Below are 26,265 nucleotides of genomic sequence, written 5' to 3' on the forward strand. Positions count from 1 at the left end.
TTAGGCAGCCGGCGTTTCGCCTGCTGCGTCCGACACGGCGCCAGCCGGGACCGTCGCCGATGCGACAACCGGGTTTTCCGCGTCGATGTGTGCGACCAGCGCGACACCGTTCGGCAGCGTGATGTCCTTCGCGTGCAGCGATTGACCGGCTTCGATCTTCGACAGATCAACTTCGAGGAACTCCGGCAGGGCAGCCGGCAGGCACTCGATTTCGATTTCCGTCGCGACGTGCGAGACGATCGCGCTCGACAGCTTCACTGCCGGGCTGGCTTCAGCGTTCAGGAAGTGCAGCGGCACCTTCGTGTGCAGCTTCTTCGATGCGTCAACGCGCTGGAAGTCAACGTGCAGCACCAGTTGCTTGAACGGGTGGTATTGCACGTCGCGCAGCAGAACCTGTTGCGACTGGCCGGCCACTTCGAGGTCGAGGATCGACGAGTGGAAAGCTTCCTTCTTCAGGGCGTGCCACAGAGCGTTGTGATCGAGTTCGATCTTTTGCGGGGCTGCTTCGCCACCGTAAACGATACCCGTGGTCTTACCGGCGTTGCGCAGGCGGCGGCTCGCACCCGTACCTTGCTGTTGGCGCTCGAAAGCGACGACTTTCATGTGATTCTCCATGTGCTGCCCGCGACCAGGCAGTAAAACGGGGCCGTCAAACGGCGGCCCCTGATGAAACGGCCGGGGTTTCGTCTATCCCGTCCGATTGTGCAAAAAGCGAAGCGTCGCCGCTTCGCTTTCTGCGCATACTTTTGATTCGTCGATTCGCGATCAGGATTCCGCGAACAGCGACATCACCGAATCGCCGCGGCGGATCCGCGAGAACGTTTCTGCCAGCAGGCTCGCGCTCGTCAGCGAGCGGATCTTCGAGCATGCCAGCGATTCGGCCGACAGCGGGATCGTATCAGTGACGACCAGCTCGTCGAGTGCCGATGCGGCGATGCGGTCAGCGGCGCCGCCCGACAGCACCGGGTGCGTCGCGTAGGCGAACACCTGCTTCGCACCGCGATCCTTCAGCACTTGCGCGGCCTTGCAGAGCGTGCCGGCCGTATCGACCATGTCGTCCATGATCACGCAGGTGCGGCCTTCGACTTCACCGATGATGTTCATCACTTCGGCGATGTTCGCCTTCGGACGACGCTTGTCGATGATCGCGAGATCGCAGTTGAGCTGCTTCGCGAGTGCCCGGGCACGCACCACGCCGCCGACGTCCGGCGACACGACGAGCAGATCCGAGTAGTTCTGCTTGCGCAGGTCACCCAGCAGGATCGGCGTTGCGTAGATGTTGTCGACCGGGATGTCGAAGAAGCCTTGAATCTGGTCGGCGTGCAGATCCATCGTGATGATCCGCTCGACGCCGGCGATTTCCAGCATGTTCGCGACGACCTTCGCCGAGATCGCGACGCGCGCCGAGCGCGGGCGGCGATCCTGACGGGCGTAGCCGAAGTAGGGGATGGCAGCGGTGATCCGGCCGGCGGATGCGCGCTTGAGCGCATCGACCATGATCATCAGTTCCATCAGGTTGTCGTTCGTCGGCGCGCACGTGGATTGCAGGACGAAGACGTCCTTGCCGCGCACGTTTTCCTGGATCTCGACCTGGATCTCGCCGTCGGAGAAACGGCTGACCATTGCTTTGCCGAGGGGGATTCCAAGAATGTTGACGACTTCCTGGGCGAGCGCGGGATTCGCGTTGCCAGTAAAAACCATCAGGCCGTCATGGCTGCTCATCGTGCACCTGCTTCAGGCTTAGGCGGGAAATGCGGGAAAATTTTTGGCAGGGGAGGAAGGACTCGAACCCTCGCATGCCGGAATCAAAATCCGGTGCCTTGACCAACTTGGCGACTCCCCTACACTTAACTGATAACTTCACCGGACTTGTGTAGGCCATCCGGCAAAGTAAAACTTCATGACGCGAAAGCGAAGAGCGGATGCTCGTTCAGGCTCTCGGCAACTGCACCGTTCCAACCGGTGGGCAGCTTGGCTTTCGCCGTTTCTGCCTCATGCTTGCTACGAAACGCTGCAAACACACTTGCTCCGGAGCCGGTCATCCTCGCGGGGGTCACATCATACAACCATTTGACCACCTGCGCAACTTCCGCGTACTTACTTGTCACAACTTGCTGCATATCGTTCCGGCCGAAGCTGTCTGGCCATCCCGCATCGCTGTTTTGCTGTGCAAGAAAGTCAGCAATTGTGACTGGCTTCGAATCTCTTGTCAACAACTCATCTGAAAAAATTTCAGCGGTCGGGACATGAACACGTGGCGTCACAACCAAGAACCAGCGAGTCGGCAATTCTACCTCAGCTAATTCTTCTCCGATACCCTCTGCGAACGCATTTTTTCCAAAAATAAAAAACGGGACGTCTGCGCCGAGTTTGACCGCGAGCGACTGGAGCTCTGCGCGCGGCAGGTCGAGTCCCCACAGGCGGTTCAGTGCGAGCAGCGTCGTCGCTGCGTCGGAACTGCCGCCGCCGAGGCCGGCGCCCATCGGCAGACACTTGTCGATCTCGATGTCGACGCCGGACGGGGTGCCCGTGTGCGCTTTCAGCAGGTTGGCCGCGCGTACGACGAGATCGCTTTCCTCGGGCACGCCGGGCACGTCGGTGACGCGCGCGACGCGGCCGTCGTCGCGCAGCGTGAAGTGCAGCGTATCGCCCCAGTTCAGCAGCTGGAACACGCTCTGCAGATCGTGATAGCCGTTCGGGCGGCGGCCGGTGATGTGCAGGAACAGGTTGAGTTTCGCGGGCGCGAGGCAGTTGCGCAGCGAGCGGGTCGAATCGGTCATGCTTGTATCGTGGCTAGGCGCGCGTGCTCACTGATCGAGCACGAGCTTGATGTCGAGCGGCGGCGTCGCGCGCACGAGGTTGACGCGCTTGACGCCCGTGGCCGGGGCATCCGCGTAGGCAAGGTAATCGATCGTCCAGCCGTCCTGGCGGATCTGCTTCACGCGCGTGCCGTCAGCCGGATCGCGTACCGTTTCCGCGGGCGTCGCGGGCGCGGGTGTCGGCTGCAGCCAGTAGCGCAGGCCCGCGAGCGGCAGCTCGAAGCCGAGCGTTTTCTGCATCAGATCGCCGACGTCCGCCGCATATTGCGTCGGACGGTTCGGCAACTCGAGCGATGCCGCACTCGGCGTCGATTTCACGACGGCGAGCGTCTGGCCGAGCGGGCTGCGCAGCTCGAGCGACACGTCGTCGCCATGCTCCTGCCAGTCGAAGTTGCCGTACACGTTCTGCTGCTTGCCGAGACGGTCGTCGTACTGCACCGCGAAGCGGCCGTGGTAAGCGTGTGTCGAGGCGGTCTGCAGGGCCGTGCCGGTCGGCGCGCTTGCCGATGGCGGCGTGCTCGCGCAGCCGGCGAGCGCGAGCGCCGCGCCGGCTGCGGCCAGCGTGCGCTGCGCGCGGGAGGACAGGGAAAGCTTCGGGAACATCTGCATCAAAGGCCGTTGATCTGCAGGCGTTTGAGCGTCTGCACGAGCGTTTCGTTGTCGGGTTCGAGCTTCTGCGCGGCACGCAGCGCGGAACGCGCGTCGTCCTGCGCGCCGCTCTTCCACAGCACTTCGCCCAGATGCGCGCCGATCTCGGCGTTCGGCTGCAGGTCGTACGCGCGCCGCAGCACCTTCGCCGCGCCGGCCGTGTCGCCCATCCGGTACTTCACCCAGCCGAGGCTGTCCATGATGTAGGCGTCGTTCGGCGCGAGCGACATCGCCTTGTCGATCAGCTTGCTGGCTTCGGGCAGGCGCTGGTTGCGGTCGGCGAGCGAATAGCCGAGCGCGTTGTACGCCTGCGGGTTGTCGGGCTGCGTGCGGATCAGCTCGCGCAACTGCTTTTCCATCGTCGTGTAGTGGCCGGTCTTTTCGGCCGCCATCGCGTAGTCGTAGCGCAGGTCGGGATCGTCGGGGAAGTCCTGGACCGCCTGTCCGAGCCGGGCCTCGGCTTCCGGATAGCGTTTCGCGGTGAACAGGATCGACGCGTCGGTGCGAGCGACCACGGCCGCGTCGCGCGGATCCGAGATGGGCAGGTCGTCGAGCACCTTGCGTGCCTCGTCGGTCTTGCCCTGTTTCTGCAGCAGCTGCGCGCGCGTGATCTGCGCGGGGAGGTAGTGCTGGCTCGCCTGGTCGACCTTGTCGAGCCATTGCGACGCCTGTGCGTCGTTGTCCTGGTCGATCGCGATCTGCGCGAGGTAGATGTAGCCTTGGCCGACGTCGAGGTTCGGCTGCTTGTCGCCGAGCTGCACGTACTGCTTCAGGTAGGCGGTCGCTTCGTCGAGCTTCTTCTGCTGGATCTTGATCAACGCGAGCGCCATCAGCGGCGTCGGATCCTTCGAGTCGAGCTTGCGCATCGTCTCGAACTGCTTTTGCGCATCGTCGAGGCGATCGTCGGCGAGATAAAGCTGCGACAGCGCGAGCCGCGCGTCGCGCGACTTCGGATTCTGCTGAACATATTTCTCGAACGACGCGATGCCGGCCGCGCGTTCCGCCGGCCCCATCTGCGACAGCATCAGGGCCGCCGGCAGGTAGTCGGGGCGCAGCTGCAGCGCCTGCTTCAGCGACTGCGCGGCGCCGTCCTTGTCGTCGACCGCGAGCTGCTGCCGCGCGATCGCGAGCTGCGCCTCGGGCCGGTTCATGTCGTTCTTCAGCATGTCCTTCAGCACCGCGAGGCCGCCGACGCGGTCAGGGCCGCGCACGAGCAGCGCCTGCAGCGCGAGGATCGCGGGGCCGCGCGTCTCGCCGGTCGCCCGGACCAGCTCGCGCGCGAGCATCGGCTGCGCGTCGGCCGGCTTGCCGGCGAGCACCAGCAGCGCGGCGTCGACTTGCGAGGCCCGGTTCGAGTCCGGCGCGTACTGGCGCCACAGGTTCGCGGCGGACAGCGCGTCGGCCGGGCTCTGCGCGCCGAGCGCGATCTCGGTCGCGCGCTGCGCCATGCGCGGATCGCGCGTGTCGCGGGCGAGCGCGAGGTAGGTCTGGTAGGCCGGCGCGGGCTGGTTGCGCTGGAGCGCAACTTCGGCAGCGAGCACCTGGTAGACGATCTGGCTCGTCAGCGGGACGCCCGGGAGATTCTTCTGCTCGTCCGGCATCACATGCTCGAACGCGCCCTGCGACTCCGCGTCGTCCGATGCCGGATCCTGCGCGTGAGCCGGGAAGGCGGTGAGGGTCCAGGCGGCAAACAGCGCGGCGCCAAGTGCACGGCGGACCGGGAAGACGCGCGCGCCGCGCACGGCGGCGGGGCGCTTCTGAAGCAGCTTCGAGGGCAGAGTCATGGAAATCCGTTCGATGTTTCAACCGATTGTAACGCGCTCGCTACAATACACGCACGATCGTGAATCCAGTCTCAGACCTGCAAAACATGCCAGAGTTGCCAGAAGTCGAAGTCACGCGGCGGGGTATCGAGCCCTTTGTCGCAGGCCGCCGCGTCGAGCGTGTCGACGTCCGTACCGCGATGCTGCGTTGGCCCGTGCCGGCGGGGCTCGCCGAGCAGTTGCGCGCGCGCGAAGTGCTCGCCGTCGAGCGTCGCGGCAAGTACCTGCTGTTCGAGGTCGACGCGGGCTGGTTCATCGTGCATCTCGGCATGACGGGCACGCTGCGCGTGCTGCCCGCGGCCGGCGTGCCCGTCGCCGCGAAGCACGACCACATCGACTGGATCTTCGACGAGTTCGTGCTGCGGTTCCGCGATCCGCGCCGCTTCGGCGCGGTTCTGTGGCACCCGCGCGAAGCGGGCGACGTGCATGCGCACCCGCTCCTCGCGAGCCTCGGCGTCGAGCCGTTCTCGCCCGCGTTCACCGGCGCGCTGCTGCATGCGCGCACGCGCGGCCGCACGGTATCGGTCAAGCAGGCGCTGCTCGCGGGCGACATGGTCGTCGGCGTCGGCAACATCTATGCGTCGGAGAGCCTGTTTCGCGCCGGCATCCGTCCGACGACGGCCGCCGGCAAGGTCTCGCTGCCGCGCTACGAGCGGCTGGCCGAAGCAGTGCGCGCGACGCTCGCCGACGCGATCGAGCGCGGCGGCAGCACCTTGCGCGATTTTGTCGGCAGCAACGGCGAAAGCGGCTACTTCCAGCTCGACTGCTTCGTCTACGACCGCGCGGGCGAGCCTTGCCGCGTATGTGGCACGCCGATCCGCCAGATCGTGCAGGGCCAGCGGTCGACCTATTTCTGCCCGACCTGCCAGCGTTGAACCTCTTTTCCAAGATCAGAAAACTTGAAGCCGCCCCGCACCGCTCCCGCTCCATTCCCCGTCACACCGCTGCACCGCACGTTCGCCACGCGCCTGATCGCGTGGCAGCGCGAGCACGGTCGCCACGACCTGCCGTGGCAGAACACCCGCGATCCTTACCGGATCTGGCTGTCGGAAATCATGCTGCAACAGACGCAGGTATCGACCGTCATCCCGTATTACGCGCGCTTTCTCGAACGCTTCCCTGACGTCGCCGCGCTCGCGGCTGCGCCGAATGACGACGTCATGGCGCTGTGGGCAGGGCTCGGCTACTACTCCCGTGCACGCAACCTGCACCGCTGCGCGCAGGTCGTCGTCGCCGAGCATGGCGGCGCGTTTCCGTCGACGCCCGACGCGCTGGCCGAACTGCCGGGTATCGGCCGCTCGACGGCCGCGGCGATCGCATCGTTCGCGTACGGTGCGCGCGCGACGATCCTCGACGGCAACGTGAAGCGCGTGCTCGCACGGGTGTTCGGCGTCGAAGGTTTTCCGGGCGAGAAGCGCGTCGAGAACGACATGTGGGCGCTTGCCGAATCGCTGTTGCCCGATGCCGCGAACGCGGCCGATGTGAGCGCTTATACGCAGGGCCTGATGGATCTCGGCGCGACGCTGTGCGTGCGCGGCAAGCCCGATTGCGCGCGCTGCCCGTTCGCGGGCGATTGCGTTGCGCAATCGACGGGCCGTCAGCGCGAACTGCCGGCCGCGCGGCCGAAGAAGGCCGTGCCGACGCGCAAGACCTGGATGCTCGTGCTGCGTGACGGCGACGCCGTGCTGCTCGAGCGCCGGCCGCCGGCCGGTATCTGGGGCGGCCTGTGGAGCCTGCCGCAAGCCGACGGCGACGCCGCGCTCGCGGAACTCGCGCGCGGCTTCGGCGGCGGCGGCCCGGTGCCGCTCGCGCCGCTCACGCACACATTCACGCACTTCCGGCTCGAGATCGAGCCGCGGCTGAGCGACATGGCGGACGGCAGCGGCCAGCCTTCGGCTGCGCAGGATGCGGACACGGCATGGGTGCCGCTGAGCCGGCTCGATGCGTATGGCGTGCCGGCACCCGTGCGCAAGCTGCTCGATGCGCTGAGCGGGCCGCTGCTGTAACGAAGGGGAAGGGCGCGGCGCGGGCGTCCGGGGAAACGCCGGGTGCCGGGTTTGCCGCGTCGAGGGAAGCTTTCCGGATGGCCTGGCGTTCGGCCGACAGGCCGGTGGGCGCCTACAACCAGCCGTGCCGGTCGAGCACGTGGTGCACGGCGTCGATGCGCGCGCCGACGTCCGGAAACTCCATCAGCTTTTGCCGCGCGCGCAGGTCGAGCGGCAACAACTCGGCCAGGCGGTTCGACACCCAGCTCGGATCGTCGAGGCGGAACGGTTCGCAGAATGGCAACTTGCCCGGTTCCGATTTCTTCAGCGCGGCGATGATGCGCTCGAGCACCTCGGCGCATGAACCGAACTGCGCGAGCGTCTGCTCGCCTTCGAGCGGGATGTCGTCGGGCAGCGGCTCCGCGATGCCGACCAGCAGCCCGTTGCCTTCGACGCGATACGACAGCAGCTCGAAGCGTTGCGTGCCGATCGCCTGCAGGTACAGCATCCCGAATTCGCCGGTGTCGCACTCGGTGATGCGTGCCATGCAGCCGATGGTTTCGGGCACGGACACGGCGCCGTCCTGCGCGACTTCGGGCCCGCTCTTCAGCAGGCACACGCCGAACGGCGCATCGTCGCGCAGGCACGCGCGAGCCATGTCGAGATAGCGCGCCTCGAACACCTTGAGCGGGAGCAGGCCCCCCGGAAACAGCACCGTGTGCAGCGGAAACAGCGGCAGGTCGATCAGGCTGGTCGATAGGGAGGACATGGCGCGCGGGCGTTGGGGCGGGGCGTCGCTAGGGTCGGTCGACCTCGGAGACGAGCCGCGACGACGCGTCGACATCCACTGGCGCGTCACGATGCCGCACGATCACGTTCGCCTCGTGCGCGAGGCGCGCGGCGAGCGTTTCCGCGATGAACACCGAGCGATGCTGGCCGCCCGTACAGCCGATGGCGACGGTCAGGTAGCTGCGGTTGTCTTCGCGGAAGTGCGGCAGCCATTTCATCAGGAACGCATGGATGTCGTCGATCATCTGATGGACGATCGGCAGTGCGTCGAGAAAGGCGATGACCGGCTGGTCGAGCCCGGTGAGCGGGCGCAACTCGTGGTCGTAGTACGGGTTCGGCAGCGCGCGCACGTCGAACATCAGGTCGGCGTCGAGCGGCACGCCGCGCTTGAAGCCGAACGACTCGAACATCAGCATCAGGTCGTTGTCCTTCTGCTCGATGAAGCGCTTGACCCACGTGCGCAGCACGTTCGCGCGCAGCGTGCTCGTATCGATCTGGTGGCCGAATTCGGCGAGCGGCGCGACGAGGTCGCGTTCGCGCTCGATGGCTTCCTCGAGCGACGACAGCAGGCCGACGTTCGCGTCGTGCGACAGCGAGCCGGACAGCGGATGGCGGCGGCGCGTTTCGGAGAAGCGCTGGATCAGCGCCTGGGTGCTCGCGTTGAGGAACAGCACGCGCACGTCGTTCTGGCGCGACAGATCGCGGATCAGGCCGGGCATTTCGTCGAGCGAGGCGCTCGAGCGCGCGTCGATCGCGACCGCGAGCCGGTGCTGGCCGGCCCCGGCGAGGTAGCGGGCGAGTTCGGGGAGCACGTGCGGCGGCAAGTTGTCGACGCAGTAATAGCCTGCGTCTTCGAGCGCGTTCAGCGCGACGGACTTGCCTGAGCCGGAGATGCCGGTGATAAGGACGATGCGCATGGGAAGCAGTGAATCCTGACGTTTCATCATAGCACCGGCTCGACGCGTCGGCGTTGCGCGGCCGGCGCGTGCGGGTTACACCAATTTGCCGGGGAACTGACTGTCGGGATCTTGCATCGCGAGTCGTTGCCGATCCATGAAATCGCGCAACGTGTCGATTCCGCGCAACTGCAGGATCGTGTTCCGGACGGCCGCCTCGACGAGCACCGCGAGGTTGCGGCCGGCCGCGACCTGGATCGTGACCTTGCTGATCGGCAAACCGAGCACGTCGACGGTCTGGCTTTCGAGCGGCAGGCGCTGGAATTCGCCGTCGGGGCGCCGTACGAGCTGGACGATCAGCTTCAGCTTCATTTTCCGCCGCACGGCGGTCTCGCCGAAGATCGTCTTGATGTCGAGCAGGCCGAGGCCGCGCACTTCGAGCAGGTTCTGCAGCAGCGGCGGGCAGCGCCCTTCGACGAAATCGGGGCCAAGACGGACGAAATCGACCGCGTCGTCGGCGACGAGGCCGTGGCCGCGGCTGATCAGCTCGAGGCCGAGCTCGCTCTTGCCGAGGCCCGAATCGCCGGTCAGCAGCACGCCCATCCCGAGGATGTCGATGAACACGCCGTGCAGCGTCGCGCGCGGCGCGAGGATGCGCGACATGTAGAGCCGCAGGCTGTCGATCACCGCGGCGGCCGACATCGGCGTCGTGAACAGCGGGGTCGACGAGCGCGTGCAGCGCAGCACGAGTTCGGGCGGCGCCGCGGCACCGCCGGCGACGACGAGGAACGGCGGTTCGAGCGCGATCAGCTCGGCCATGTGGCGCGAGCGGTCTTCGTCGGTCTGCCGCTGGTAATAGTCGATTTCGGCTTCGCCCAGCACCTGGATCCGGTTCGGGTGGATCAGGTTCAGGTGGCCGACGAGGTCGGCGCTGGACGTCGCGTTGCCGACCGTGTCGGCCGAAAAGCCGCGCTCCCAGCCTTCATGCCCCGTCAGCCAGCTCAGCTTCAGCGTGGCCGCGTTGTCGTCGAAGATGCTCTGGGCGTTGATGCTGGACGTATCCATGACTTTCGTCACTCCAATGGGCCGGTGCATGCGCGCGGCGACGGACGTCGCCATGCCGGGCCGGCGCCGGGCGGCCCTGGACGGCGGCGCGTGCCGCCTCGTACGGGGAAATATTCCGCCCGGATCAACTCAAGGTTGCCACTGAGTGAGCAGACGATGCAACTCCGCGACATCCGTTTCATTGTGCAGACGCTCGCGCGCGTCGCGATCGGACAGCAGTTGCGCGATTTCCGACAGGATCTCGAGGTGTTGCTGGGTGGCTTGCTCGGGGACGAGCAGGAAAATCAGGAGGCCAACCGGCTGGCCGTCGGGCGCTTCGAACGGGATGGCATCGGCGAGCCGGACGAACGCGGCGAGCGGGTGCTTGAGACCCTTGATGCGCCCGTGCGGAATCGCGACGCCTTCGCCGAGCCCGGTCGAGCCGAGGCGCTCGCGCGCGAACAGGTTGTCCGTGACGGTGCTGCGGGCGATGCCGTTCTGATTCTCGAACATCAGCCCGGCTTGTTCGAAGACGCGTTTCTTGCTGGTGACTGAGAGGTCGATGACGACGTTCTCTATGGGCAGGATTTTGGCTAGGCGATTCATGTTGGCAGGCGATTGGGCGGCCTGGGGTCTCCTTGCGGCGGCAGACTGATTTTCCATGTTCGGCGATATCAAGGCGTTCGGCATCGGCAACCTGCAATGCAGCTACCGCACCCAACGCCCCCCGGCGATAACCGGAACATTATAGAGCACAGCCGCGTGCATGGCGCAGCACGGACGGACCGGTCGCACCACTGCGCGGAGTCGCAAAAAAAACGCCCGGCGAACCGGGCGGCGTGCGTGTTGCGGTGACGGTTATTGCGGCGGCAGTTCGATCTGGTCGATCGACGGTTGAAGCTTGATCGGGTCGTGCGCGTGCGTTTGCAGGCGCTCCATGTGCTTGACGACCTGGCGATCCAGCTTGTCGATCAGCAGATCGATCGCTGCGTACAGATTGCCGTTTGCGCTTTCGACGAAGATGTCCTTGCCCTTCAGGTGCAGGTTGATTTCCGCGCGCTGCTGCTTGTCCTTTTCCTTGTGATTGTCGACCGAGAGGATCACAGTGCCATCGATCACCTGATCGCTATGCCGTAGCACCCTGTCCAGCTTGGTGATCACGTATTCGCGAATTGCAGGCGTGACTTCGAGATGATGTCCACTGATCTTCAGGTTCATAGTGCTTCTCCAAGCGAGTGACCACCCGGCCGCATCGAGGCGGCGCTCCGGTCGACTTGCCCGTGCCGCGCGAGGCGGCGTATCGCGGACAGGTCGCCCGGCCTGTTCCCCGTGTGCGCGGTGGCCGGAACACGCCTGCCGCCGGGCAGGCAGCAGGCCTAAAGAGACTTTCGCAGATTGACGGCCGGGATCTTGAGGGCTTCGCGATATTTCGCAACCGTGCGGCGCGCGACCACGAACCCCTGTTCTGCCAGCAGCTCGGCAATGCGGCTATCCGAAAGTGGCGATTTTGGGTCTTCAGCTCCTATCAGTTGCTTGATCAGGGCTCGGATGGCGGTCGACGAAGCGGCGCCACCGGTGTCGGTCGAGACGTGAGATCCGAAGAAGTACTTAAATTCAAGCGTCCCGAACGGGGTCAGCATGTACTTCCCGGTTGTCACACGGCTGACAGTCGACTCGTGTAGGCCCAGCGTATCAGCTATTTCCCGCAAAACCAAGGGGCGCATGGCAATTTCACCGTGCGCAAAGAAGTTCTTCTGACGCTCGACAATCGCCTGCGCGACACGCAGGATCGTGTCGAAACGCTGCTGGATGTTTTTGATCAGCCAGCGCGCTTCCTGGAGCTGCTGCTTCAGCGAACCGGCGGACGGATCGCCGCGGCTGTTGCGCAGGATGTTCGCGTAGAGGTTGTTGATCCGCAGGCGCGGCACGACCTCCGGATTGAGCTCCGCGAGCCATCCCTGGCCGGCCTTCTTCACGATGATGTCGGGCACGACGTAGTCGGCTTCGGCCTTGCCGTATGCGGCGCCGGGGAACGGCTCCAGCGAGCGGATCAGCGCATGCGCGTCGCGCAGCGCGTCGTCGCTCGCCTTCAGGTGCTTGCGCAGCCGCGTGAAATCGCGTGCGGCGAGCAGTTCCAGATGCTGCGACACGATCTCGAGCGCGAGCGTGCGGGTCGGGGACGGATCGAGGCGCAGCAACTGCAGCTTCAGGCATTCGGATGCCGAGCGGGCGCCGACCCCGGCAGGATCGAAGCTGTGCAGCAGCGCGAGCGCCGCGTTCAGTTCATCGCAGTCGATCTCCAGCTCGGGCGGCAGGTCGGCGAGCACCTCGTCGAGCGTGGCGGTCAGGTAGCCGTCGTCGTCGAGCGATTCGATCAGGAACATCACGAGCGCGCGGTCGCGCGGGCTGGCCTGCGTGACGCGCAACTGCGCGGACAGGTGGTCGCGCAGCGACGTTGCGGCTTCCTGCACCTGCAGCGGCGGGAGGTCGTCGTCGTCGGACGCGCCGCTCGAGCGGCCGAATTCGTCGAGATTCCATTGCGGGCCGTCGTTGCCGTCGTTGGACGAGTAACCGTCGTATTCGTCCGCGCCGGCCGGCTCGTCGCGCTCCGCGCGATCGCCCGACGAGCTGCTGCCGTTTGCCGCGGACGGTTCGGTGTTCTGTGCCGGAGGCGTCTGCGCGATCAGCGATCCGTCCGACGCGACGCGCAGCGGGCTCGCGATCCATTCGTCGTCGTTCTCGAGCAGCGGGTTCTGCGCGACGGCCATCGCGACTTCCTGCTGCAATTCGAGCGTCGACAACTGCAGGAGCCGGATCGACTGCTGTAGCTGGGGCGTCAGCGCCAGGTGTTGCGACAGGCGGAGTTGAAGGCTGGCTTTCATGGCGAGGAGGGAGTCATACCGGCAGTGTGCCACGACCCAGGCGCGTTGAGCCATCCGCGATTACGCGCGGCGCGCCGCCCGGCCGCGGGCATGACCGCGAAGCAGGGCGCGGCCCCGCGCGGCGATGCCGGGCGGGGTGCAGCCAGCCACGAGGAGGAAGTTACATGCGGAAGTGTTCGCCGAGGTACACGCGGCGCACGCTTTCGTTTTCGATGATTTCGCTCGGCGCGCCGGCGGCGAGCACCGAGCCGTCGCTGATGATGTAGGCGTGGTCGCAGATGCCGAGCGTTTCGCGGACGTTGTGATCGGTAATCAGCACGCCGATGTTGCGCTGCTTCAGGAACTTGACGATCTTCTGGATCTCGAGCACCGCGATCGGGTCGACGCCGGCGAACGGTTCGTCGAGCAGGATGAAGTTCGGGTTGGTCGCGAGCGCGCGTGCGATTTCGACGCGGCGCCGTTCGCCGCCCGACAGCGACAGCGCGGGGTTCTCGCGCAGGTGGCCGATCTGCAGCTCATCGAGCAGCGCTTCGGTGCGCGACGCGATCGCGTCCTTCGACAGCCGCTTGCCGTCTTCGCCGTGCTGCAGCTCGAGCACCGCGCGGATGTTTTCCTCGACGGTCAGCTTGCGGAACACGGACGCTTCCTGCGGCAGGTACGACAGGCCGAGCGATGCGCGCTTGTGGATCGGCAGCAGGCTGATCGAGCTGCCGTTCAGCGAGATCTCGCCCGCGTCGAGCGGCACGAGGCCGACGATCATGTAGAAGGACGTCGTCTTGCCGGCGCCGTTCGGGCCGAGCAGGCCGACGACTTCGCCGCTCTTCACGTCGAGCGACACGTCCTTGACGACCGTGCGCGAGCCGTAGCGCTTCTTCAGGTTGCGGACGACGAGCGAGTTCGTGGCGCCAGCCGGCTGGCGGTTGGGTAGCGCGTTCATTGGCCCGGCGCTCCCTGGATCGTGGTCGACGGCGACAGCTTCGCCGGCGCGCCGTTCAGCGGCGCGGGGCCGCCGTTCTTCGGCGACAGCATCGCGCGCACGCGGCCGTTCGGGTTGCCCGGCGCCGCGACGTCCTTGCCGCCCTTCGCGGTGTAGAAGTCGCGCTGGCCGTCGTACGTGATCACGCTGCCGTGCACGGTGTCGGCGATCGTCGACGTGCCCTGCAGGCGGCGCACGGTTGCGGCGGTCGTCAGCGTGGTCAGGTCCTGCTTGCCGTCGTAGTCGATGCGCTCGGCGTCGCCGTCGATGTATTCGTCGAGGCCTTCGCGCTTCTGGCGGAACGTCGCGTGCTTCTTGCCGCTGCCGAAGGACGTGGCGTACTGATAGCCTTCCGGATCCTGGCGCACTTCGACGCGATCGCCCTTGATGATGATCGTGCCCTTCGTGATCACGACGTTGCCGGTCGCGACCGTGACCTGCTTCAGATCGTCATAGGTCAGGTTGTCGGCCTCGACGTTGATCGGCTTGTTCTGGTCGGCCTTCTCGGCATGGGCGAGCGGCGCCAGCCCGATCAGCGGGAGCGCCACGAGCGTCGCGGCAAGCGCGGCGCGGACGGCGCGCGCAGCGCCGCCGGAATTCTGTCGAGGGAACGGTTCGTTCATGCAGTCACGTGAGGGAAGCATCACTTGGGTTGACCTTTCGAGCCGCCGGACGTGTCCGACGCGGCGATCGTGCCGCGCACGTTGCCGTAAAGCTCGATGACCCGGGTGACGTTGTTGTACTTCATGCCGTCGGTCGCGTTGACGAGCGACAGGCCGCGCTGAAGTTTAACCGGCTTTTCGGTCTGGATCACATCGTCATTGACGAAGATCCGGAAATGCTGGGAATCGGCCTGCATCTGCGGATCGCCACCGCCGGCCGCGCGCAGGATGCGCGCGTCGTCATACAAATCGACGATCGACACGTCACCGTTGACGGTGCCGCGCTTCGCGGTGGTCGTCACGACCGGCTTGCCGGGCTGGAATGCGCGCATGGCCGGATCGGTCAGGTCGCTGTTTTCGGTGTCTTCGTAATGGATCAGATTCGCGGCCGTCAGCCGGTACTGGGTCGTGCCGGACTGGTCGAGCTCGGTGACCGAGAAGTTGTCCGCGAAATAGTCGGGCGTATGGCGCTTCGGCTGCGCGACGCCTTCGCCGGGCGGCGGCAGCGTCGCCTGCAGCAGCCACCAGGTGATGCCCGCGAGCGCGGCGACCGCGGCGAGCGGCAGCAACTGGGTCCAGCGGAAATGGGTGTTCATCCGTCAGGCTCCGCAGGCGGCTGCGAGCAGCGCATCGTAACGGCGCTGCGCGCGCAGGATCGCGTCACAGACTTCGCGCACGGCGCCGTGGCCGCCGCGGGCCTCGGCCACCCAGTGCGCGCGGGCGATCACCTCGGGGTGCGCATTCGCGGGCGCGGTCGCGAAACCGCAGCGCAGCATCACGGGCAGGTCGGGCCAGTCGTCGCCCATGTAACCGCACGCATCGGCGGTGATGCCGAGCGACGCGATCAGGTCGGCGAACACGGTGAGCTTGTTCTCGACGCCCTGGAACAGGTGCGCGATCTTCATTTCCTTCGCGCGCGCCGCGACGATGTCCGAGCGGCGGCCCGTGATGATCGCGGTTGCGATGCCGGCTTCGCCGAGCAGCTTCACGCCGTGGCCGTCGAGCGAATTGAACGACTTCATCGCGTCGCCGGCCGCGGTAAACAGCAGGCCGCCGTCGGTCAGCACACCGTCGACGTCGAAAATCATCAGCTTCACGCGGCTTGCGCGTTCGGCCGCAGTCAGCGCTGCGCTCATCAGATCACCTTCTTCGAAAACAGGTCGTGCATGTTCAGCGCGCCGATCAGCGCGCCGTCGGCATCGACCACCAGCATCTGGTTGATCCGGTGGCGCTCCATCAGTTCCACGGCCTCGACCGCCAGATGATCCGGCGCGATCGTGCGCGGGTCGCGCGTCATCACGTCGGTGATCGCCAGCGTGCGGAAGTCGCCGTCGCGCGCGAGCACGCGGCGCAGGTCGCCGTCCGTGAAGATGCCGACGACCTTGCCGGCGGCGTCGACCACGGCTGTCATGCCCAGACGCTTCGCGGTGATCTGGAACAGCGCGTCCGACAGCGTCGCGTCGAGCCCGACGGACGGGACGTCGTCGCCCGAGCGCATCACGTCGCGCACGTAGGTGAGCAGGCGCCGGCCGAGCGCGCCGCCCGGGTGCGAGCGCGCAAAATCTTCCGAGCCGAAGCCGCGCGCATCGAGCACCGCGACGGCGAGCGCGTCGCCGAGCGCGAGCGCGGCGGTCGTGCTCGCGGTAGGCGCGAGGTTCAGCGGGCACGCTTCCTTCGAGACCGCGGCGTTCAGGTTCACGTCGGCGAGCGTGCCGAGGCTCGATTCCGCGCGGCCCGTGATCGCGATCAGCTTCGCGCCGATCCGCTTGACGAGCGGCAGGATCGCGACGAGTTCTTCCGATTCGCCGGAATAGGAGATGCCGATGAAGACATCGTCGGAGGTGACCATCCCGAGGTCGCCGTGGCTGGCCTCGGCAGGGTGGACGAAGAAGGCCGGCGTACCGGTGCTGGCGAGCGTTGCCGCGATCTTGCGGGCGATATGCCCCGATTTGCCGATACCGGACACCACCACGCGGCCGCGGCAGTCGAGCAGCAGCGCGACGGCCTGGACGAAGTCGCCGTCGAGCTGGTCGCGCAGCGCGCGCACGGCGTCCGCCTCGATGTCGAGCACGTCGCGGGCGAGCGCGAGCGCCCGGTCATCATTGATTTTCGCTATCATGCGCGGAGTATAGCAAAGGCGTTTGTTCGCCGCGCCGGCCCTTCGGACTCGTCCGATGTCGCCTATCCCACGCTACGCCACCGTGCCTGCTTTGCGGTGGCCCCGACGAACGAGGACGCTTTGCCCGTGATTTCCCCGCTCGAAATGACCCTGCTGCTGCTGCTGGCCTCGGTGGTGGGCGTCGTCGTATTCCGTTCGCTGAATCTTCCGCCGATGCTCGGCTACCTGACCGTCGGTATCCTGGTCGGTCCGCACGCGTTCGGCATCGCGGCGGACCTCGAGCGCGCGGAGCATCTCGCGGAATTCGGCGTGGTGTTCCTGATGTTTTCGATCGGCCTCGAATTCTCGCTGGCGAAGCTCAGGGCGATGCAGCGGCTCGTGTTCGGGCTAGGGTTACTGCAGGTCGTGGCCACCCTCGTGCTCGCGCTCGCGCTCGGCGCGCTGTTCGAGCACTGGGTGCACATCACGTGGCAGGGCAGCATCGCGCTGGGCGGCGCGCTCGCGATGTCGTCGACGGCGATCGTGTCGAAGATGCTCGCCGAGCGGCTCGAGATCGAGACCGAGCACGGCCGCAACATCTTCGGCGTGCTGCTGTTCCAGGATCTCGCGGTCGTGCCGCTGCTGATCGTGATCGCCGCATTCGGCGCCGAATCGTCGAAGGATCTCGCGCTCACGCTCGGATTCGCGGCGGTCAAGATCGTGATCGCGCTCACGCTGCTGCTGGTCATCGGCCAGCGCTTCATGACGCGCTGGCTGAACGTCGTCGCACGGCGCCGCTCGCAGGAGCTGTTCGTGCTGAACCTGCTGCTCGTCACGCTCGGCGCCGCGTTCATCACCGACCGCTTCGGCCTGTCGCTCGCGCTCGGCGCGTTCATCGCCGGGATGCTGATTTCCGAGACGCCGTTCCGCCATCAGGTGGAAGAAGACATCAAGCCGTTCCGCGACGTGCTGCTCGGCCTGTTCTTCGTGACGACGGGGATGCTGCTCGACCCGCGCGTGATCTGGGAGCATCCGCTGCTCGTGCTCGGCTTCTTCGTCGGGCAGGTGCTGTTCAAGGCCACGATGATCACGGGGCTCGCGCGGCTGTTCGGCGCGACACCGGGCGTCGCGATGCGCACCGGCATCGGCCTCGCGCAGGCCGGCGAATTCGGCTTCGTGCTGCTGAACCTGATCCTCGACCGGCATCTCGTCGATTCGACGCTGCTGCAGGCGATTCTCGCGTCGATGCTGCTGTCGATGCTCGCCGCGCCATTCCTGATCCAGAACGCCGACCGGATCGTGATGCGCCTGTCGTCGACGGAATGGATGCAGCAGTCGCTGCAGATGACGCGGATCGCGACGCAAAGCCTCAAGCAGCGCGGCCACGTGATCATTTGCGGCTACGGTCGCGCGGGCCAGAACCTGGCGCGGATGCTCGAACAGGAAGGCATTTCTTATGTCGCGCTCGACCTCGACCCCGATCGCGTGAGCGCCGCGGCGGCGGCCGGCGAATCGGTCGTGTTCGGCGATGCGGCGCGCCGCGAGTCGCTGCTCGCGGCCGGTATCCACCGCGCGGCGGCGGTGGCGATCACCTATGCGAATACGCCGTCCGCGCTGCGTGTGCTGCACCATGTGCACGAGCTCGAGCCGACGCTGCCGGCGATCGTGCGTACCGTCGACGATGCCGATCTCGAGAAGTTGCTTGCAGCCGGCGCGACCGAGGTGATTCCGGAAATCGTCGAGGGCAGCCTGATGCTCGCGTCGCATACGCTGGTGCTGGTCGGCGTGCCGATGCGCAAGGTCGTGCGGCGCGTCGAGGAAATGCGCGACGAGCGCTACAGCCTGCTGCGCGGCTATTTCCGCGGCGCGGACGACGCGGACGACGACGACCACGAGCAGGTGCGGCTACAATCGGTGCCGGTCGATGCGCGTGCGGACGCGGTCGGGCGCTCGCTGGAGGAGCTCGGGCTGTATGCGCTCGGGCTGGAGGTCACGGCGATTCGCCGGCACGGCATCCGCGGCGTCGAACCCGATCCGCAGACCAAGCTGCGCGCGAGCGACATCGTCGTGCTGCGCGGGCTGCCCGAGGCGCTCGCGCTCGCGGAGGAGCGGCTGTCGCGCCATCGGCGCGATCCGCCGGCCGCGGCCGCCTGAGTCGCGATTCATAACCTGACCCGTATTTATTCGAAACGGTGCCCGATCTTCGCGCACCGTTTTTTTCGGAGAGTTTCATGCCGCATTCGTCGTCGGGCGCACCGCTCGATCCGGTCGCCTTCATCCACAGCCAGATCCGCACGGTGCCCGACTGGCCGCAACCGGGCGTGATGTTTCGCGACATCACGACGCTGCTGCAGAGCCCGAAGGCGCTGCGCATCCTCGTCGACCTGTTCGTCGAACGCTATGTCGACGCGAAGCTCGACTACGTCGCGGGCCTCGACGCGCGCGGCTTCATCATCGCGCCGATCGTCGCGTATGAACTGAGCGTCGGCTTCGTGCCGATCCGCAAGGTCGGCAAGCTGCCGTACAAGACGCGCTCGGAATCGTACGACCTCGAATACGGCAGCGCGACGGTCGAGATTCACGAGGACGCGTGCCGTCCCGGCGATCGCGTGATCATCATGGACGACCTGATCGCGACCGGCGGCACGATGATGGCGGGGCGCAACCTGCTGCAGCGGCTCGGCGCGGAGGTGGTCGAAGGCGCGGCGATCATCGACCTGCCCGATCTCGGCGGCTCGGCGCTGCTGCGTAATGCAGGGCTGCCCGTCTATACGGTTACCGAATTCGCCGGCCACTGAACGCCGGCCAGCATTACCTACCAGCCTTACCCACGTTACGCAGCGAGGTCACGATGCCCAACTTCATGCTGTTTCTCGCCACGTCGATCGCGATCACGTTCGCGCCGGGTCCCGACAACCTGCAGGTGCTCGCGCGCGGCATCTCGCAAGGCCGCGCGGCCGGTTTCGTCGCCGCGCTCGGCTTCACGGCCGGGATCCTGTTCCATACGACGCTCGCGGCGCTCGGCGTCGCGGCCGTGCTGCGTTCGTCGCCGGTCGCGTTCCAGATCCTGAAGCTCGCGGGCGCTGCGTACCTCGTGTGGATCGGCATCAAGGCGCTGCGCAGCCAGGGGCTCGCGAATGCGCACGCGCGCCCGCCGCAGCCGCTCGGCGCGATCTTCCGGCAGAGCGTGATCGGCAACCTGATGAACCCGAAGGTCACGCTGTTCTTCGTCGTGTTCCTGCCGCAGTTCGTCGAGCCGCACGGCGCGCAGGGCGTGACGCTGCAGATGTTCGAGCTCGGCGCGCTGTTCATGCTGCAGACGGCTGTCGTGTTCTCGCTGTTCGGCGTCGGCGCCGGCGCGATCGGCACGTGGCTGAAGCGCCGCCCGAAGGTCGGCGTGTGGCTCGACCGGATTGCCGGCGCGACCTTCATCGCAATCGGCATCCGGGTTGCACTGAAGGACTGACGGCGATGACGTTTCCGTGCCTCGCGGCCGCGCGCCGCTTCGATCCGGCTGCGCACCTGCGTTTCGAGATCGCCGGCCGGCAGGTCGGCTGGGTGCGCCGCCAGGACGTCGCGAAGCTCGCGCGCTGGCCCGACGTGTTCGAGCTGACCGGCGAGCGCGTCGTGCTGTCGGCGCGCTACGACTCGGTCGACGCGCGCAGCATGGCGCTGGCGAGCGCGATCGGCGCGCTCGCGGCCGAAGGCGCGATCCCCGGCTGGCGCGACGAGATCTACGCGATCCGCAACCGCTTCGACGATCCGCCGCTCGCGTACATCGAGCGCGCCGCGTCGCGCTTCTTCGGCACGCAGACTTACGCGGTGCATCTGAACGGCATCGTAGAATATGCGGTTACGCCGGGCGAGCCGCGCGCCGCGGGCGTGCCGCAGATGTGGCTCGGCCGCCGCAGCGCGACCAAGGCAACCGATCCCGGCATGCTCGACAACGTCGTCGCGGGTGGCATCGGCTGGGGCCTGGGCGTTCACGAGACGCTCGCGAAGGAATGCTGGGAAGAAGCCGGCATTCCGGCCGAACTGGCGGCACGCGCGATCGCGGGCCGGGCGGTGCAGGTGTTGTGCTCGTTGCCGGAGGGCACGCAGTCCGAACTGATCTTCGTGTACGACCTGCCGCTGCCGCACGACTTCGCGCCGCGCAACCAGGACGGCGAAGTGGCCGAGCACCTGCTGGCCGGCGTGCCTGAAGTGATCGGCTGGCTGCGCGAAGGCCGCGCGACGACGGATGCGAGCCTCGCGATGCTCGACACGCTGCTGCGCCACCGCTGGCTGAAGGCCGACGAGGCGGCGGGCATCGACGCGCTGTTCGCGCCGGCCGCATGACGCGCGCCGCGACTGGCGGTCCGGCAGGCCGGCGGCGCGATCAGGCAATTTGACGAATACGGAAACGAAGGGAGTAGCGGTCATGTCGACCGATCACAGCTTTATCTTGAAACTGTCGTGCCCCGACCGGCACGGCATCGTCCACGCAGTCTCGGGCTTTCTGTTCGAGCGCAGCAACAACATCCTCGATTCGGCGCAGTTCGGCGACAGCCGCACCAACGAGTTCTTCATGCGCGTGCATTTCGAGCAGGACGGCGGCGGCGCGGATGCCACGTCGGCGCTCGACACGTTGCGCAAGGAATTCGCGCCGCTCGCCGAGCAGTTCTCGATGCGCTGGGAGCTGCACGACGCGGCCGTGAAGCCGCGCGTCGTGATCATGGTGTCGAAGATCGGTCACTGCCTGAACGACCTGCTGTTCCGCTATCGCACCGGCCAGCTGCCGATCGAGATTCCGGCGATCGTGTCGAACCACAAGGAGTTCTACCAGCTCGCCGCGAGCTACAACATCCCGTTCCATCACTTCCCGCTGATCGGCGGTTCGTCCGACGCCGCGAAGGCCGCGCAGGAAGCGCGCGTGCTGGAAGTGATCGACGAGCACCAGGCCGATCTCGTGGTGCTCGCGCGCTACATGCAGATCCTGTCGCCGAACATGTGCCAGCAGCTCGCCGGGCGCGCGATCAACATCCACCACTCGTTCCTGCCGAGCTTCAAGGGTGCGAAGCCGTACTACCAGGCGTTCGACCGCGGCGTGAAGCTGATCGGCGCGACCGCGCACTACGTGACGACCGATCTCGACGAAGGTCCGATCATCGAGCAGGAAGTCGAGCGCGTCGACCACAGCATGACGCCGGATCAACTGACCGCGATCGGCCGCGACGTCGAGTGCGTGACGCTCGCGCGCGCGGTGAAGTGGCACGTCGAGCACCGGGTCGTGCTGAACGGGACGAAGACGGTCGTGTTCCGCTGATTCGCGACTCGCATCCGCGACAAATGAAAACGCCGCGCCCTTTACGGGTCGCGGCGTTTTTTTACGCGTGGTGCGTGCGGTTCAGATCAGCCGCAGCAGGTACAGCTCGCGCTTCAGGTACGCGTAGAAGATCGGCGCGGCGATCACGCCCGGCAGCCCGAACGCGGCTTCCATGATCAGCATCGCGAGCAGCAGCTCCCACGCGCGCGACTCGATCTGCCCGCCGATGATCTTCGCGTTCAGGAAGTATTCGAGCTTGTGGATGATCACGAGGAACGCGAGCGACGCGATCGCGGTGCCCATGCTGACCGACAGCGACACGGCGACGATCAGCGTGTTCGAGATCAGGTTGCCGATCACGGGCAGCAGGCCGACGATGAACGTGACGAGCACGAGCGTTTTCGACAGCGGCAGGCGTTCGTGGAAGAGCGGCAGCGCGACGAGCAGGTAGATGCCCGTGAACACCGCGTTGATCGCCGAGATCTTGATCTGCGCGAACACGATCCGGCGGAACGCGTCGGAGAAGCGCGACACGCGCGTGACGAGCGCGGTGGACAGCGGCCGGCGCACCTTGCCGTGCTCGACGCCGATCGCGATCATCGCGCCGATGATCATCCCGAACAGCACGTGGCCGAAGCCGCGTGCGACGCTCTTGCCGCTTTGCTGGAGCTGGTCCATGTGCGAGTGCATCAGCACGGCCGCCTTCGTCTTCATCTGCTCGACGTCGACGGGCAGCAGGTTCGCGATCCAGGCCGGCGTGCGTGCGCGGGTTTGCTCGACGATCTGCATCAGCTGGTCGAGCAGGCTCTGCAGGTTCGGTACCGTTCGCTCGAAATGCTCGATGATGCCGATCGTCAGGCCCGTGAGCCCGCCGACGATCGCGATCGACAGCAGCACGACGGCGACCCAGCGCGCGCGCATGCTGGTGGTGTGGCGTTCGATCACGGGCGCGATCGTGTGGATGAGCTGGTAGACGAGCAGGCCGGCCAGCAGCCCGCCGAGCAGCTTGAGCTCGATCACGAGCCACATTGCAAGGATCGTGAAGAGATAGCTGCCGATTTCGAGTGCCGACAGATTCGGCAGGCTGAAGTCACTCGTCAGCCGCACGCTGCGCAGGTGCGGCTCGCGGTTCTGCGCATCGCGCGACGAGTCTTGTTGCTTCTCCATCGTGGATTCCTGTCGTTCGTGTGTCATGCCGCGTAATGCGCGGCAGAGCGGTGCTCGCCCGGAGCCGCACCGGATTGGTGCGTGCGGCGAACCTTACGACCGTAAAGTATAGCTGCCATTATGGTCCGCAACGGGGCCGTTTGGCGCATGGTGTAAACGCAGAAGGGAAAACGAGGGGAGGCGGGCCGGGCGCCCCGCAAGGACGCGCGCGGCCGGGCGGCCGCGCGCGGAGAGGGCGGGAAGCGCGTCAGCCGGCCGCGACTTTGCGGGCCGTGCGCTTGAGCAGCGGCGCGAGGTACTTGCCGGTGAAGCTCGCCTTCGTCTTCGCGACCTGCTCGGGCGTGCCCTGCGCGATGATCTGGCCGCCGCCGGCGCCGCCCTCGGGGCCGAGGTCGATCACCCAGTCGGCCGTCTTGATCACGTCGAGGTTGTGCTCGATGATCACGACCGTGTTGCCCTGGTCGCGCAGCCGGTGGATCACCTCGAGCAGCAGCGCGATGTCGTGGAAGTGCAGGCCGGTGGTCGGCTCGTCGAGGATGTACAGCGTGCGGCCCGTGTCGCGCTTCGACAGCTCCAGCGACAGCTTCACGCGCTGCGCCTCGCCGCCCGACAGCGTCGTGGCCGACTGGCCGAGGCGGATGTAGCCGAGGCCGACGTCGAGCAGCGTCTTCAGCTTGCGGGCGATGACCGGCACCGCGCTGAAGAACTCGTACGCATGCTCGACCGTCATGTCGAGCACTTCGCTGATGTTCTTGCCCTTGTACTGCACTTCGAGCGTTTCGCGGTTGTAGCGCTTGCCGTGGCACACGTCGCACGGCACGTAGACGTCCGGCAGGAAGTGCATCTCGACCTTCAGCACGCCGTCGCCCTGGCACGATTCGCAGCGGCCGCCCTTCACGTTGAACGAGAAGCGGCCCGGATCGTAGCCGCGCTCCTTCGAGGTCGGCACGCCCGAGAACAGCTCGCGGATCGGCGTGAACAGGCCCGTATACGTGGCCGGGTTCGAGCGCGGCGTGCGGCCGATCGGCGATTGATCGACGTTGATGACCTTGTCGAAGTGCTCGAGACCCTCGATCGCCTCGTGCGGCGCCGGTTCCGCCGACGAGCCGTACAGGTGCCGCGCGACCGCGTGATACAGCGTGTCGTTGATCAGCGTCGACTTGCCGGAGCCCGAGACGCCGGTGATGCAGGTCAGCAGGCCGACCGGCAGCTCGAGATCGACGTGCTTCAGGTTGTTGCCGTACGCGTCGACGATGCGCAGCATCCGCTCGGGATCGGGCGCGAGCCGCTCGTCCGGATACTCGATCGTGCGCTTGCCGACCAGGTACTGGCCCGTCAGCGACTGTGGGTTCGACTGCACCTGCTTCGGCGTGTCTTCGGCCACCACCACGCCGCCGTGCTCGCCCGCGCCGGGGCCCATGTCGACGACGTAGTCGGCCGTGCGGATCATGTCCTCGTCGTGCTCGACGACGATCACCGAGTTGCCGAGGTCGCGCAGGTGCTTGAGCGTCCCGATCAGGCGGTCGTTGTCGCGCTGGTGCAGGCCGATCGACGGCTCGTCGAGCACGTACATCACGCCCGTGAGGCCCGAGCCGATCTGCGACGCGAGCCGGATGCGCTGCGCCTCGCCGCCCGACAGCGTTTCGGCGCTGCGCTCGAGCGACAGGTAGTCGAGGCCGACGTTGTTCAGGAAGGTCAGGCGCGCGACGATTTCCTTGATCACCTTGTCGGCGATCTCGCGCTTCGCGCCTTCGAGCGTCAGCCCGTCGAAATAACCGAGCGCGTCGCGCAGCGGCCAGCCGCTGATTTCATAGATGCCGCGCGCGTAGTCGCCCGTGCCGATCCGCACGTGGCGCGCCTCGCGGCGCAGGCGCGTGCCTTCGCAGGACGGGCACGGCTGGTTGTTCTGGTACTTCGACAGCTCTTCGCGCACCGCGACCGAATCGGTCTCGCGGTAGCGGCGTTCGAGGTTCGGAATGATCCCTTCGAACACGTGCTCGCGGATCGTCGTGCGGCCGCGCTCGTTGATGTACGAGAACGGGATCGTCTGCTTGCCCGAACCGAACAGCAGCACCTTGCGGATCTTTTCCGGCAGATCCTCGAAGGCGGCGTCGATGTCGAAATCGTAGAACGCCGCGAGGCTCTGCAGCATCTGGAAGTAGAACTGGTTGCGGCGGTCCCAGCCCTTCACGGCGCCCGCGGCGAGCGACAGCGACGGATGCGCGACGACCCGCTTCGGGTCGAAGAACGTGATCTGGCCGAGGCCGTCGCATTCCGGGCACGCGCCCATCGGGTTGTTGAACGAGAACAGGCGCGGCTCGAGCTCCTGCAGCGAGTACGAGCAGATCGGGCACGCGAACTTCGAGCTGAACAGGTGCTCGTGGTCGGTATCCATCTCGAGCGCGATCGCACGGCCGTCGGCGAGGCGCAGCGCCGTCTCGAACGATTCGGCGAGGCGCTGCTTCATGTCCGGGCGCACCTTCAGGCGATCGACGACGACGTCGATCGTGTGCTTGTCGTTCTTCTTGAGCTTCGGCAGCGACTCGACCTCGTAGATCTTCGCGACGCCTTCGTTCGCGGCGCCGCCGCCCGAACGCACGCGAAAACGCACGAAACCCTGCGCCTGCATGTCCTCGAACAGCTCGGCGTGCTCGCCCTTGCGGTTCGCGATGACGGGCGCGAGGATCATCAGCTTGGTTTCCTCGGGCAGCGCGAGCGCGGCATCGACCATCTGCGACACGCTTTGCGCCTCGAGCGGGATGTCGTGGTCGGGGCAGTACGGCGTGCCGACACGTGCGTACAAAAGTCGCAGGTAGTCGTGGATTTCGGTGACCGTGCCGACGGTCGAACGCGGGTTGTGGGACGTCGCCTTCTGCTCGATCGAGATCGCGGGCGACAGACCCTCGATCAGGTCGACGTCGGGTTTCTCCATCAACTGCAGGAACTGGCGGGCATACGCGGACAGGCTTTCGACGTAGCGGCGCTGACCCTCGGCATAAAGGGTATCGAACGCGAGCGACGACTTGCCCGACCCGGACAACCCGGTAATCACGATCAGCTTGTGGCGCGGCAGATCGAGATTGACGTTTTTCAGGTTGTGGGTGCGTGCCCCACGTATACGGATCTGTTCCATGAACCTGGCGAAAATGGAGGGAACCAAACCTGCTACTA

General features: G+C 66.4%; 25 protein-coding genes and 1 tRNA gene. 7 read left to right on the top strand and 19 right to left on the bottom strand.

What is annotated here, in order from left to right:
- From BBJ41_RS14745 to BBJ41_RS14770, 6 genes are all read right to left on the bottom strand, one after another.
- On the bottom strand, positions 1-603 hold the full coding sequence (locus tag BBJ41_RS14745) for a 50S ribosomal protein L25/general stress protein Ctc (RefSeq protein WP_069747719.1): 603 nt from the start codon (positions 601-603) through the stop codon (positions 1-3).
- A gap of 162 nt (positions 604-765) precedes the next feature.
- Positions 766-1,722, bottom strand: a complete 957-nt coding sequence (locus tag BBJ41_RS14750; RefSeq protein WP_069747005.1) for a ribose-phosphate pyrophosphokinase — start codon at positions 1,720-1,722, stop codon at positions 766-768.
- A gap of 44 nt (positions 1,723-1,766) precedes the next feature.
- A tRNA-Gln gene (locus tag BBJ41_RS14755) sits at positions 1,767-1,843 on the bottom strand.
- Between the two features lie 55 nt (positions 1,844-1,898).
- Positions 1,899-2,780 carry a 4-(cytidine 5'-diphospho)-2-C-methyl-D-erythritol kinase gene (gene ispE, locus BBJ41_RS14760; protein WP_069747006.1) on the bottom strand — a complete coding sequence of 294 codons (882 nt, stop codon included), beginning with the start codon at positions 2,778-2,780 and terminating at the stop codon, positions 1,899-1,901.
- Between the two features lie 27 nt (positions 2,781-2,807).
- The gene (gene lolB / locus BBJ41_RS14765) at positions 2,808-3,428 is read right to left on the bottom strand and encodes a lipoprotein insertase outer membrane protein LolB (protein ID WP_069747007.1); all 621 of its coding nucleotides are present in this window, start codon (positions 3,426-3,428) and stop codon (positions 2,808-2,810) included.
- Positions 3,428-5,251, bottom strand: a complete 1,824-nt coding sequence (locus tag BBJ41_RS14770; protein ID WP_069747008.1) for a tetratricopeptide repeat protein — start codon at positions 5,249-5,251, stop codon at positions 3,428-3,430. The genes lolB and BBJ41_RS14770 overlap by 1 nt, the downstream gene beginning before the upstream one ends.
- A gap of 86 nt (positions 5,252-5,337) precedes the next feature.
- On the opposite strand from BBJ41_RS14770, the gene mutM reads away from it, so the two are divergent.
- Entirely contained in the window at positions 5,338-6,165 is an 828-nt protein-coding gene (gene mutM, locus BBJ41_RS14775) for a bifunctional DNA-formamidopyrimidine glycosylase/DNA-(apurinic or apyrimidinic site) lyase (protein WP_069747009.1), read from the top strand.
- 24 nt (positions 6,166-6,189) lie between these two features.
- Positions 6,190-7,296: an A/G-specific adenine glycosylase gene (gene mutY, locus BBJ41_RS14780; protein ID WP_069747010.1), complete on the top strand. Its 1,107-nt coding sequence runs from the start codon at positions 6,190-6,192 to the stop codon at positions 7,294-7,296.
- A 112-nt stretch (positions 7,297-7,408) separates the two neighbouring features.
- Here mutY and BBJ41_RS14785 read toward each other — a convergent pair whose 3' ends face one another.
- The 11 genes from BBJ41_RS14785 to kdsD form a co-directional block, all read right to left on the bottom strand.
- The gene (locus BBJ41_RS14785; RefSeq protein WP_069747011.1) at positions 7,409-8,044 is read right to left on the bottom strand and encodes an LON peptidase substrate-binding domain-containing protein; all 636 of its coding nucleotides are present in this window, start codon (positions 8,042-8,044) and stop codon (positions 7,409-7,411) included.
- A 28-nt stretch (positions 8,045-8,072) separates the two neighbouring features.
- Positions 8,073-8,981 (bottom strand): RNase adapter RapZ, encoded by a 909-nt coding sequence (rapZ, locus tag BBJ41_RS14790; protein WP_069747012.1) that lies wholly within the window; start codon positions 8,979-8,981, stop codon positions 8,073-8,075.
- A gap of 75 nt (positions 8,982-9,056) precedes the next feature.
- Complete coding sequence (hprK, locus tag BBJ41_RS14795) at positions 9,057-10,025, bottom strand: HPr(Ser) kinase/phosphatase (protein ID WP_011353227.1); 969 nt, start codon at positions 10,023-10,025, stop codon at positions 9,057-9,059.
- Between the two features lie 129 nt (positions 10,026-10,154).
- Positions 10,155-10,694: a PTS sugar transporter subunit IIA gene (locus BBJ41_RS14800; protein WP_069747013.1), complete on the bottom strand. Its 540-nt coding sequence runs from the start codon at positions 10,692-10,694 to the stop codon at positions 10,155-10,157.
- A gap of 168 nt (positions 10,695-10,862) precedes the next feature.
- Positions 10,863-11,222 (bottom strand): ribosome hibernation-promoting factor, HPF/YfiA family, encoded by a 360-nt coding sequence (gene hpf / locus BBJ41_RS14805; RefSeq protein WP_006477786.1) that lies wholly within the window; start codon positions 11,220-11,222, stop codon positions 10,863-10,865.
- A 158-nt stretch (positions 11,223-11,380) separates the two neighbouring features.
- On the bottom strand, positions 11,381-12,886 hold the full coding sequence (locus BBJ41_RS14810) for an RNA polymerase factor sigma-54 (RefSeq protein WP_069747014.1): 1,506 nt from the start codon (positions 12,884-12,886) through the stop codon (positions 11,381-11,383).
- Between the two features lie 160 nt (positions 12,887-13,046).
- Positions 13,047-13,823, bottom strand: coding sequence for an LPS export ABC transporter ATP-binding protein (gene lptB, locus BBJ41_RS14815; RefSeq protein WP_069747015.1), 777 nt, complete (start codon positions 13,821-13,823; stop codon positions 13,047-13,049).
- Positions 13,820-14,485: a lipopolysaccharide transport periplasmic protein LptA gene (lptA, locus tag BBJ41_RS14820; RefSeq protein WP_069747016.1), complete on the bottom strand. Its 666-nt coding sequence runs from the start codon at positions 14,483-14,485 to the stop codon at positions 13,820-13,822. The genes lptB and lptA overlap by 4 nt, the downstream gene beginning before the upstream one ends.
- Positions 14,486-14,505: 20 nt before the next feature.
- Positions 14,506-15,120 (bottom strand): LPS export ABC transporter periplasmic protein LptC, encoded by a 615-nt coding sequence (lptC, locus tag BBJ41_RS14825; RefSeq protein WP_069747017.1) that lies wholly within the window; start codon positions 15,118-15,120, stop codon positions 14,506-14,508.
- Positions 15,121-15,123: 3 nt separating this feature from the next.
- Positions 15,124-15,660, bottom strand: coding sequence for a KdsC family phosphatase (locus BBJ41_RS14830; RefSeq protein WP_069747018.1), 537 nt, complete (start codon positions 15,658-15,660; stop codon positions 15,124-15,126).
- Positions 15,660-16,643 carry an arabinose 5-phosphate isomerase KdsD gene (kdsD, locus tag BBJ41_RS14835; protein WP_069747019.1) on the bottom strand — a complete coding sequence of 328 codons (984 nt, stop codon included), beginning with the start codon at positions 16,641-16,643 and terminating at the stop codon, positions 15,660-15,662. The genes BBJ41_RS14830 and kdsD overlap by 1 nt, the downstream gene beginning before the upstream one ends.
- Positions 16,644-16,769: 126 nt before the next feature.
- On the opposite strand from kdsD, the gene BBJ41_RS14840 reads away from it, so the two are divergent.
- The 5 genes from BBJ41_RS14840 to purU all read left to right on the top strand — a co-directional run bounded on the left by BBJ41_RS14840 (position 16,770) and on the right by purU (position 21,927).
- Positions 16,770-18,776 (top strand): monovalent cation:proton antiporter family protein, encoded by a 2,007-nt coding sequence (locus BBJ41_RS14840; protein WP_069747720.1) that lies wholly within the window; start codon positions 16,770-16,772, stop codon positions 18,774-18,776.
- A gap of 77 nt (positions 18,777-18,853) precedes the next feature.
- On the top strand, positions 18,854-19,420 hold the full coding sequence (locus BBJ41_RS14845; RefSeq protein WP_011353218.1) for an adenine phosphoribosyltransferase: 567 nt from the start codon (positions 18,854-18,856) through the stop codon (positions 19,418-19,420).
- 53 nt (positions 19,421-19,473) lie between these two features.
- Positions 19,474-20,088: a LysE family translocator gene (locus BBJ41_RS14850; RefSeq protein WP_069747020.1), complete on the top strand. Its 615-nt coding sequence runs from the start codon at positions 19,474-19,476 to the stop codon at positions 20,086-20,088.
- A gap of 5 nt (positions 20,089-20,093) precedes the next feature.
- Complete coding sequence (locus tag BBJ41_RS14855) at positions 20,094-20,960, top strand: NUDIX hydrolase (RefSeq protein ID WP_069747021.1); 867 nt, start codon at positions 20,094-20,096, stop codon at positions 20,958-20,960.
- An 82-nt stretch (positions 20,961-21,042) separates the two neighbouring features.
- Positions 21,043-21,927, top strand: coding sequence for a formyltetrahydrofolate deformylase (purU, locus tag BBJ41_RS14860; protein ID WP_069747022.1), 885 nt, complete (start codon positions 21,043-21,045; stop codon positions 21,925-21,927).
- Between the two features lie 81 nt (positions 21,928-22,008).
- Here the strand turns inward: purU and BBJ41_RS14865 are convergent, their stop codons facing one another.
- Positions 22,009-23,094, bottom strand: coding sequence for an AI-2E family transporter (locus BBJ41_RS14865; RefSeq protein WP_069747023.1), 1,086 nt, complete (start codon positions 23,092-23,094; stop codon positions 22,009-22,011).
- Positions 23,095-23,341: 247 nt separating this feature from the next.
- Positions 23,342-26,227, bottom strand: coding sequence for an excinuclease ABC subunit UvrA (gene uvrA / locus BBJ41_RS14870; RefSeq protein ID WP_069747024.1), 2,886 nt, complete (start codon positions 26,225-26,227; stop codon positions 23,342-23,344).
- Positions 26,228-26,265 lie beyond the last annotated feature (38 nt).

It is taken from the genome of Burkholderia stabilis (assembly GCF_001742165.1).
Classification (GTDB): domain Bacteria; phylum Pseudomonadota; class Gammaproteobacteria; order Burkholderiales; family Burkholderiaceae; genus Burkholderia; species Burkholderia stabilis.

Coding starts and splice junctions, on each gene's coding strand:
- BBJ41_RS14830 (WP_069747018.1), bottom strand. CDS start 15,660: ATGAGCGCAGCGCTGACTGCGGCCGAACGCGCAAGCCGCGTGAAGCTG.
- BBJ41_RS14745 (WP_069747719.1), bottom strand. CDS start 603: ATGAAAGTCGTCGCTTTCGAGCGCCAACAGCAAGGTACGGGTGCGAGC.
- purU (WP_069747022.1), top strand. CDS start 21,043: ATGTCGACCGATCACAGCTTTATCTTGAAACTGTCGTGCCCCGACCGG.
- BBJ41_RS14810 (WP_069747014.1), bottom strand. CDS start 12,886: ATGAAAGCCAGCCTTCAACTCCGCCTGTCGCAACACCTGGCGCTGACG.
- BBJ41_RS14855 (WP_069747021.1), top strand. CDS start 20,094: ATGACGTTTCCGTGCCTCGCGGCCGCGCGCCGCTTCGATCCGGCTGCG.
- ispE (WP_069747006.1), bottom strand. CDS start 2,780: ATGACCGATTCGACCCGCTCGCTGCGCAACTGCCTCGCGCCCGCGAAA.
- BBJ41_RS14845 (WP_011353218.1), top strand. CDS start 18,854: ATGCCGCATTCGTCGTCGGGCGCACCGCTCGATCCGGTCGCCTTCATC.
- BBJ41_RS14750 (WP_069747005.1), bottom strand. CDS start 1,722: ATGAGCAGCCATGACGGCCTGATGGTTTTTACTGGCAACGCGAATCCC.
- BBJ41_RS14865 (WP_069747023.1), bottom strand. CDS start 23,094: ATGGAGAAGCAACAAGACTCGTCGCGCGATGCGCAGAACCGCGAGCCG.
- kdsD (WP_069747019.1), bottom strand. CDS start 16,643: ATGATAGCGAAAATCAATGATGACCGGGCGCTCGCGCTCGCCCGCGAC.
- rapZ (WP_069747012.1), bottom strand. CDS start 8,981: ATGCGCATCGTCCTTATCACCGGCATCTCCGGCTCAGGCAAGTCCGTC.
- uvrA (WP_069747024.1), bottom strand. CDS start 26,227: ATGGAACAGATCCGTATACGTGGGGCACGCACCCACAACCTGAAAAAC.
- BBJ41_RS14800 (WP_069747013.1), bottom strand. CDS start 10,694: ATGCCGAACGCCTTGATATCGCCGAACATGGAAAATCAGTCTGCCGCC.
- lptA (WP_069747016.1), bottom strand. CDS start 14,485: ATGAACGAACCGTTCCCTCGACAGAATTCCGGCGGCGCTGCGCGCGCC.
- lptB (WP_069747015.1), bottom strand. CDS start 13,823: ATGAACGCGCTACCCAACCGCCAGCCGGCTGGCGCCACGAACTCGCTC.
- lptC (WP_069747017.1), bottom strand. CDS start 15,120: ATGAACACCCATTTCCGCTGGACCCAGTTGCTGCCGCTCGCCGCGGTC.
- mutM (WP_069747009.1), top strand. CDS start 5,338: ATGCCAGAGTTGCCAGAAGTCGAAGTCACGCGGCGGGGTATCGAGCCC.
- BBJ41_RS14770 (WP_069747008.1), bottom strand. CDS start 5,251: ATGACTCTGCCCTCGAAGCTGCTTCAGAAGCGCCCCGCCGCCGTGCGC.
- BBJ41_RS14850 (WP_069747020.1), top strand. CDS start 19,474: ATGCCCAACTTCATGCTGTTTCTCGCCACGTCGATCGCGATCACGTTC.
- hprK (WP_011353227.1), bottom strand. CDS start 10,025: ATGGATACGTCCAGCATCAACGCCCAGAGCATCTTCGACGACAACGCG.
- BBJ41_RS14785 (WP_069747011.1), bottom strand. CDS start 8,044: ATGTCCTCCCTATCGACCAGCCTGATCGACCTGCCGCTGTTTCCGCTG.
- lolB (WP_069747007.1), bottom strand. CDS start 3,428: ATGCAGATGTTCCCGAAGCTTTCCCTGTCCTCCCGCGCGCAGCGCACG.
- hpf (WP_006477786.1), bottom strand. CDS start 11,222: ATGAACCTGAAGATCAGTGGACATCATCTCGAAGTCACGCCTGCAATT.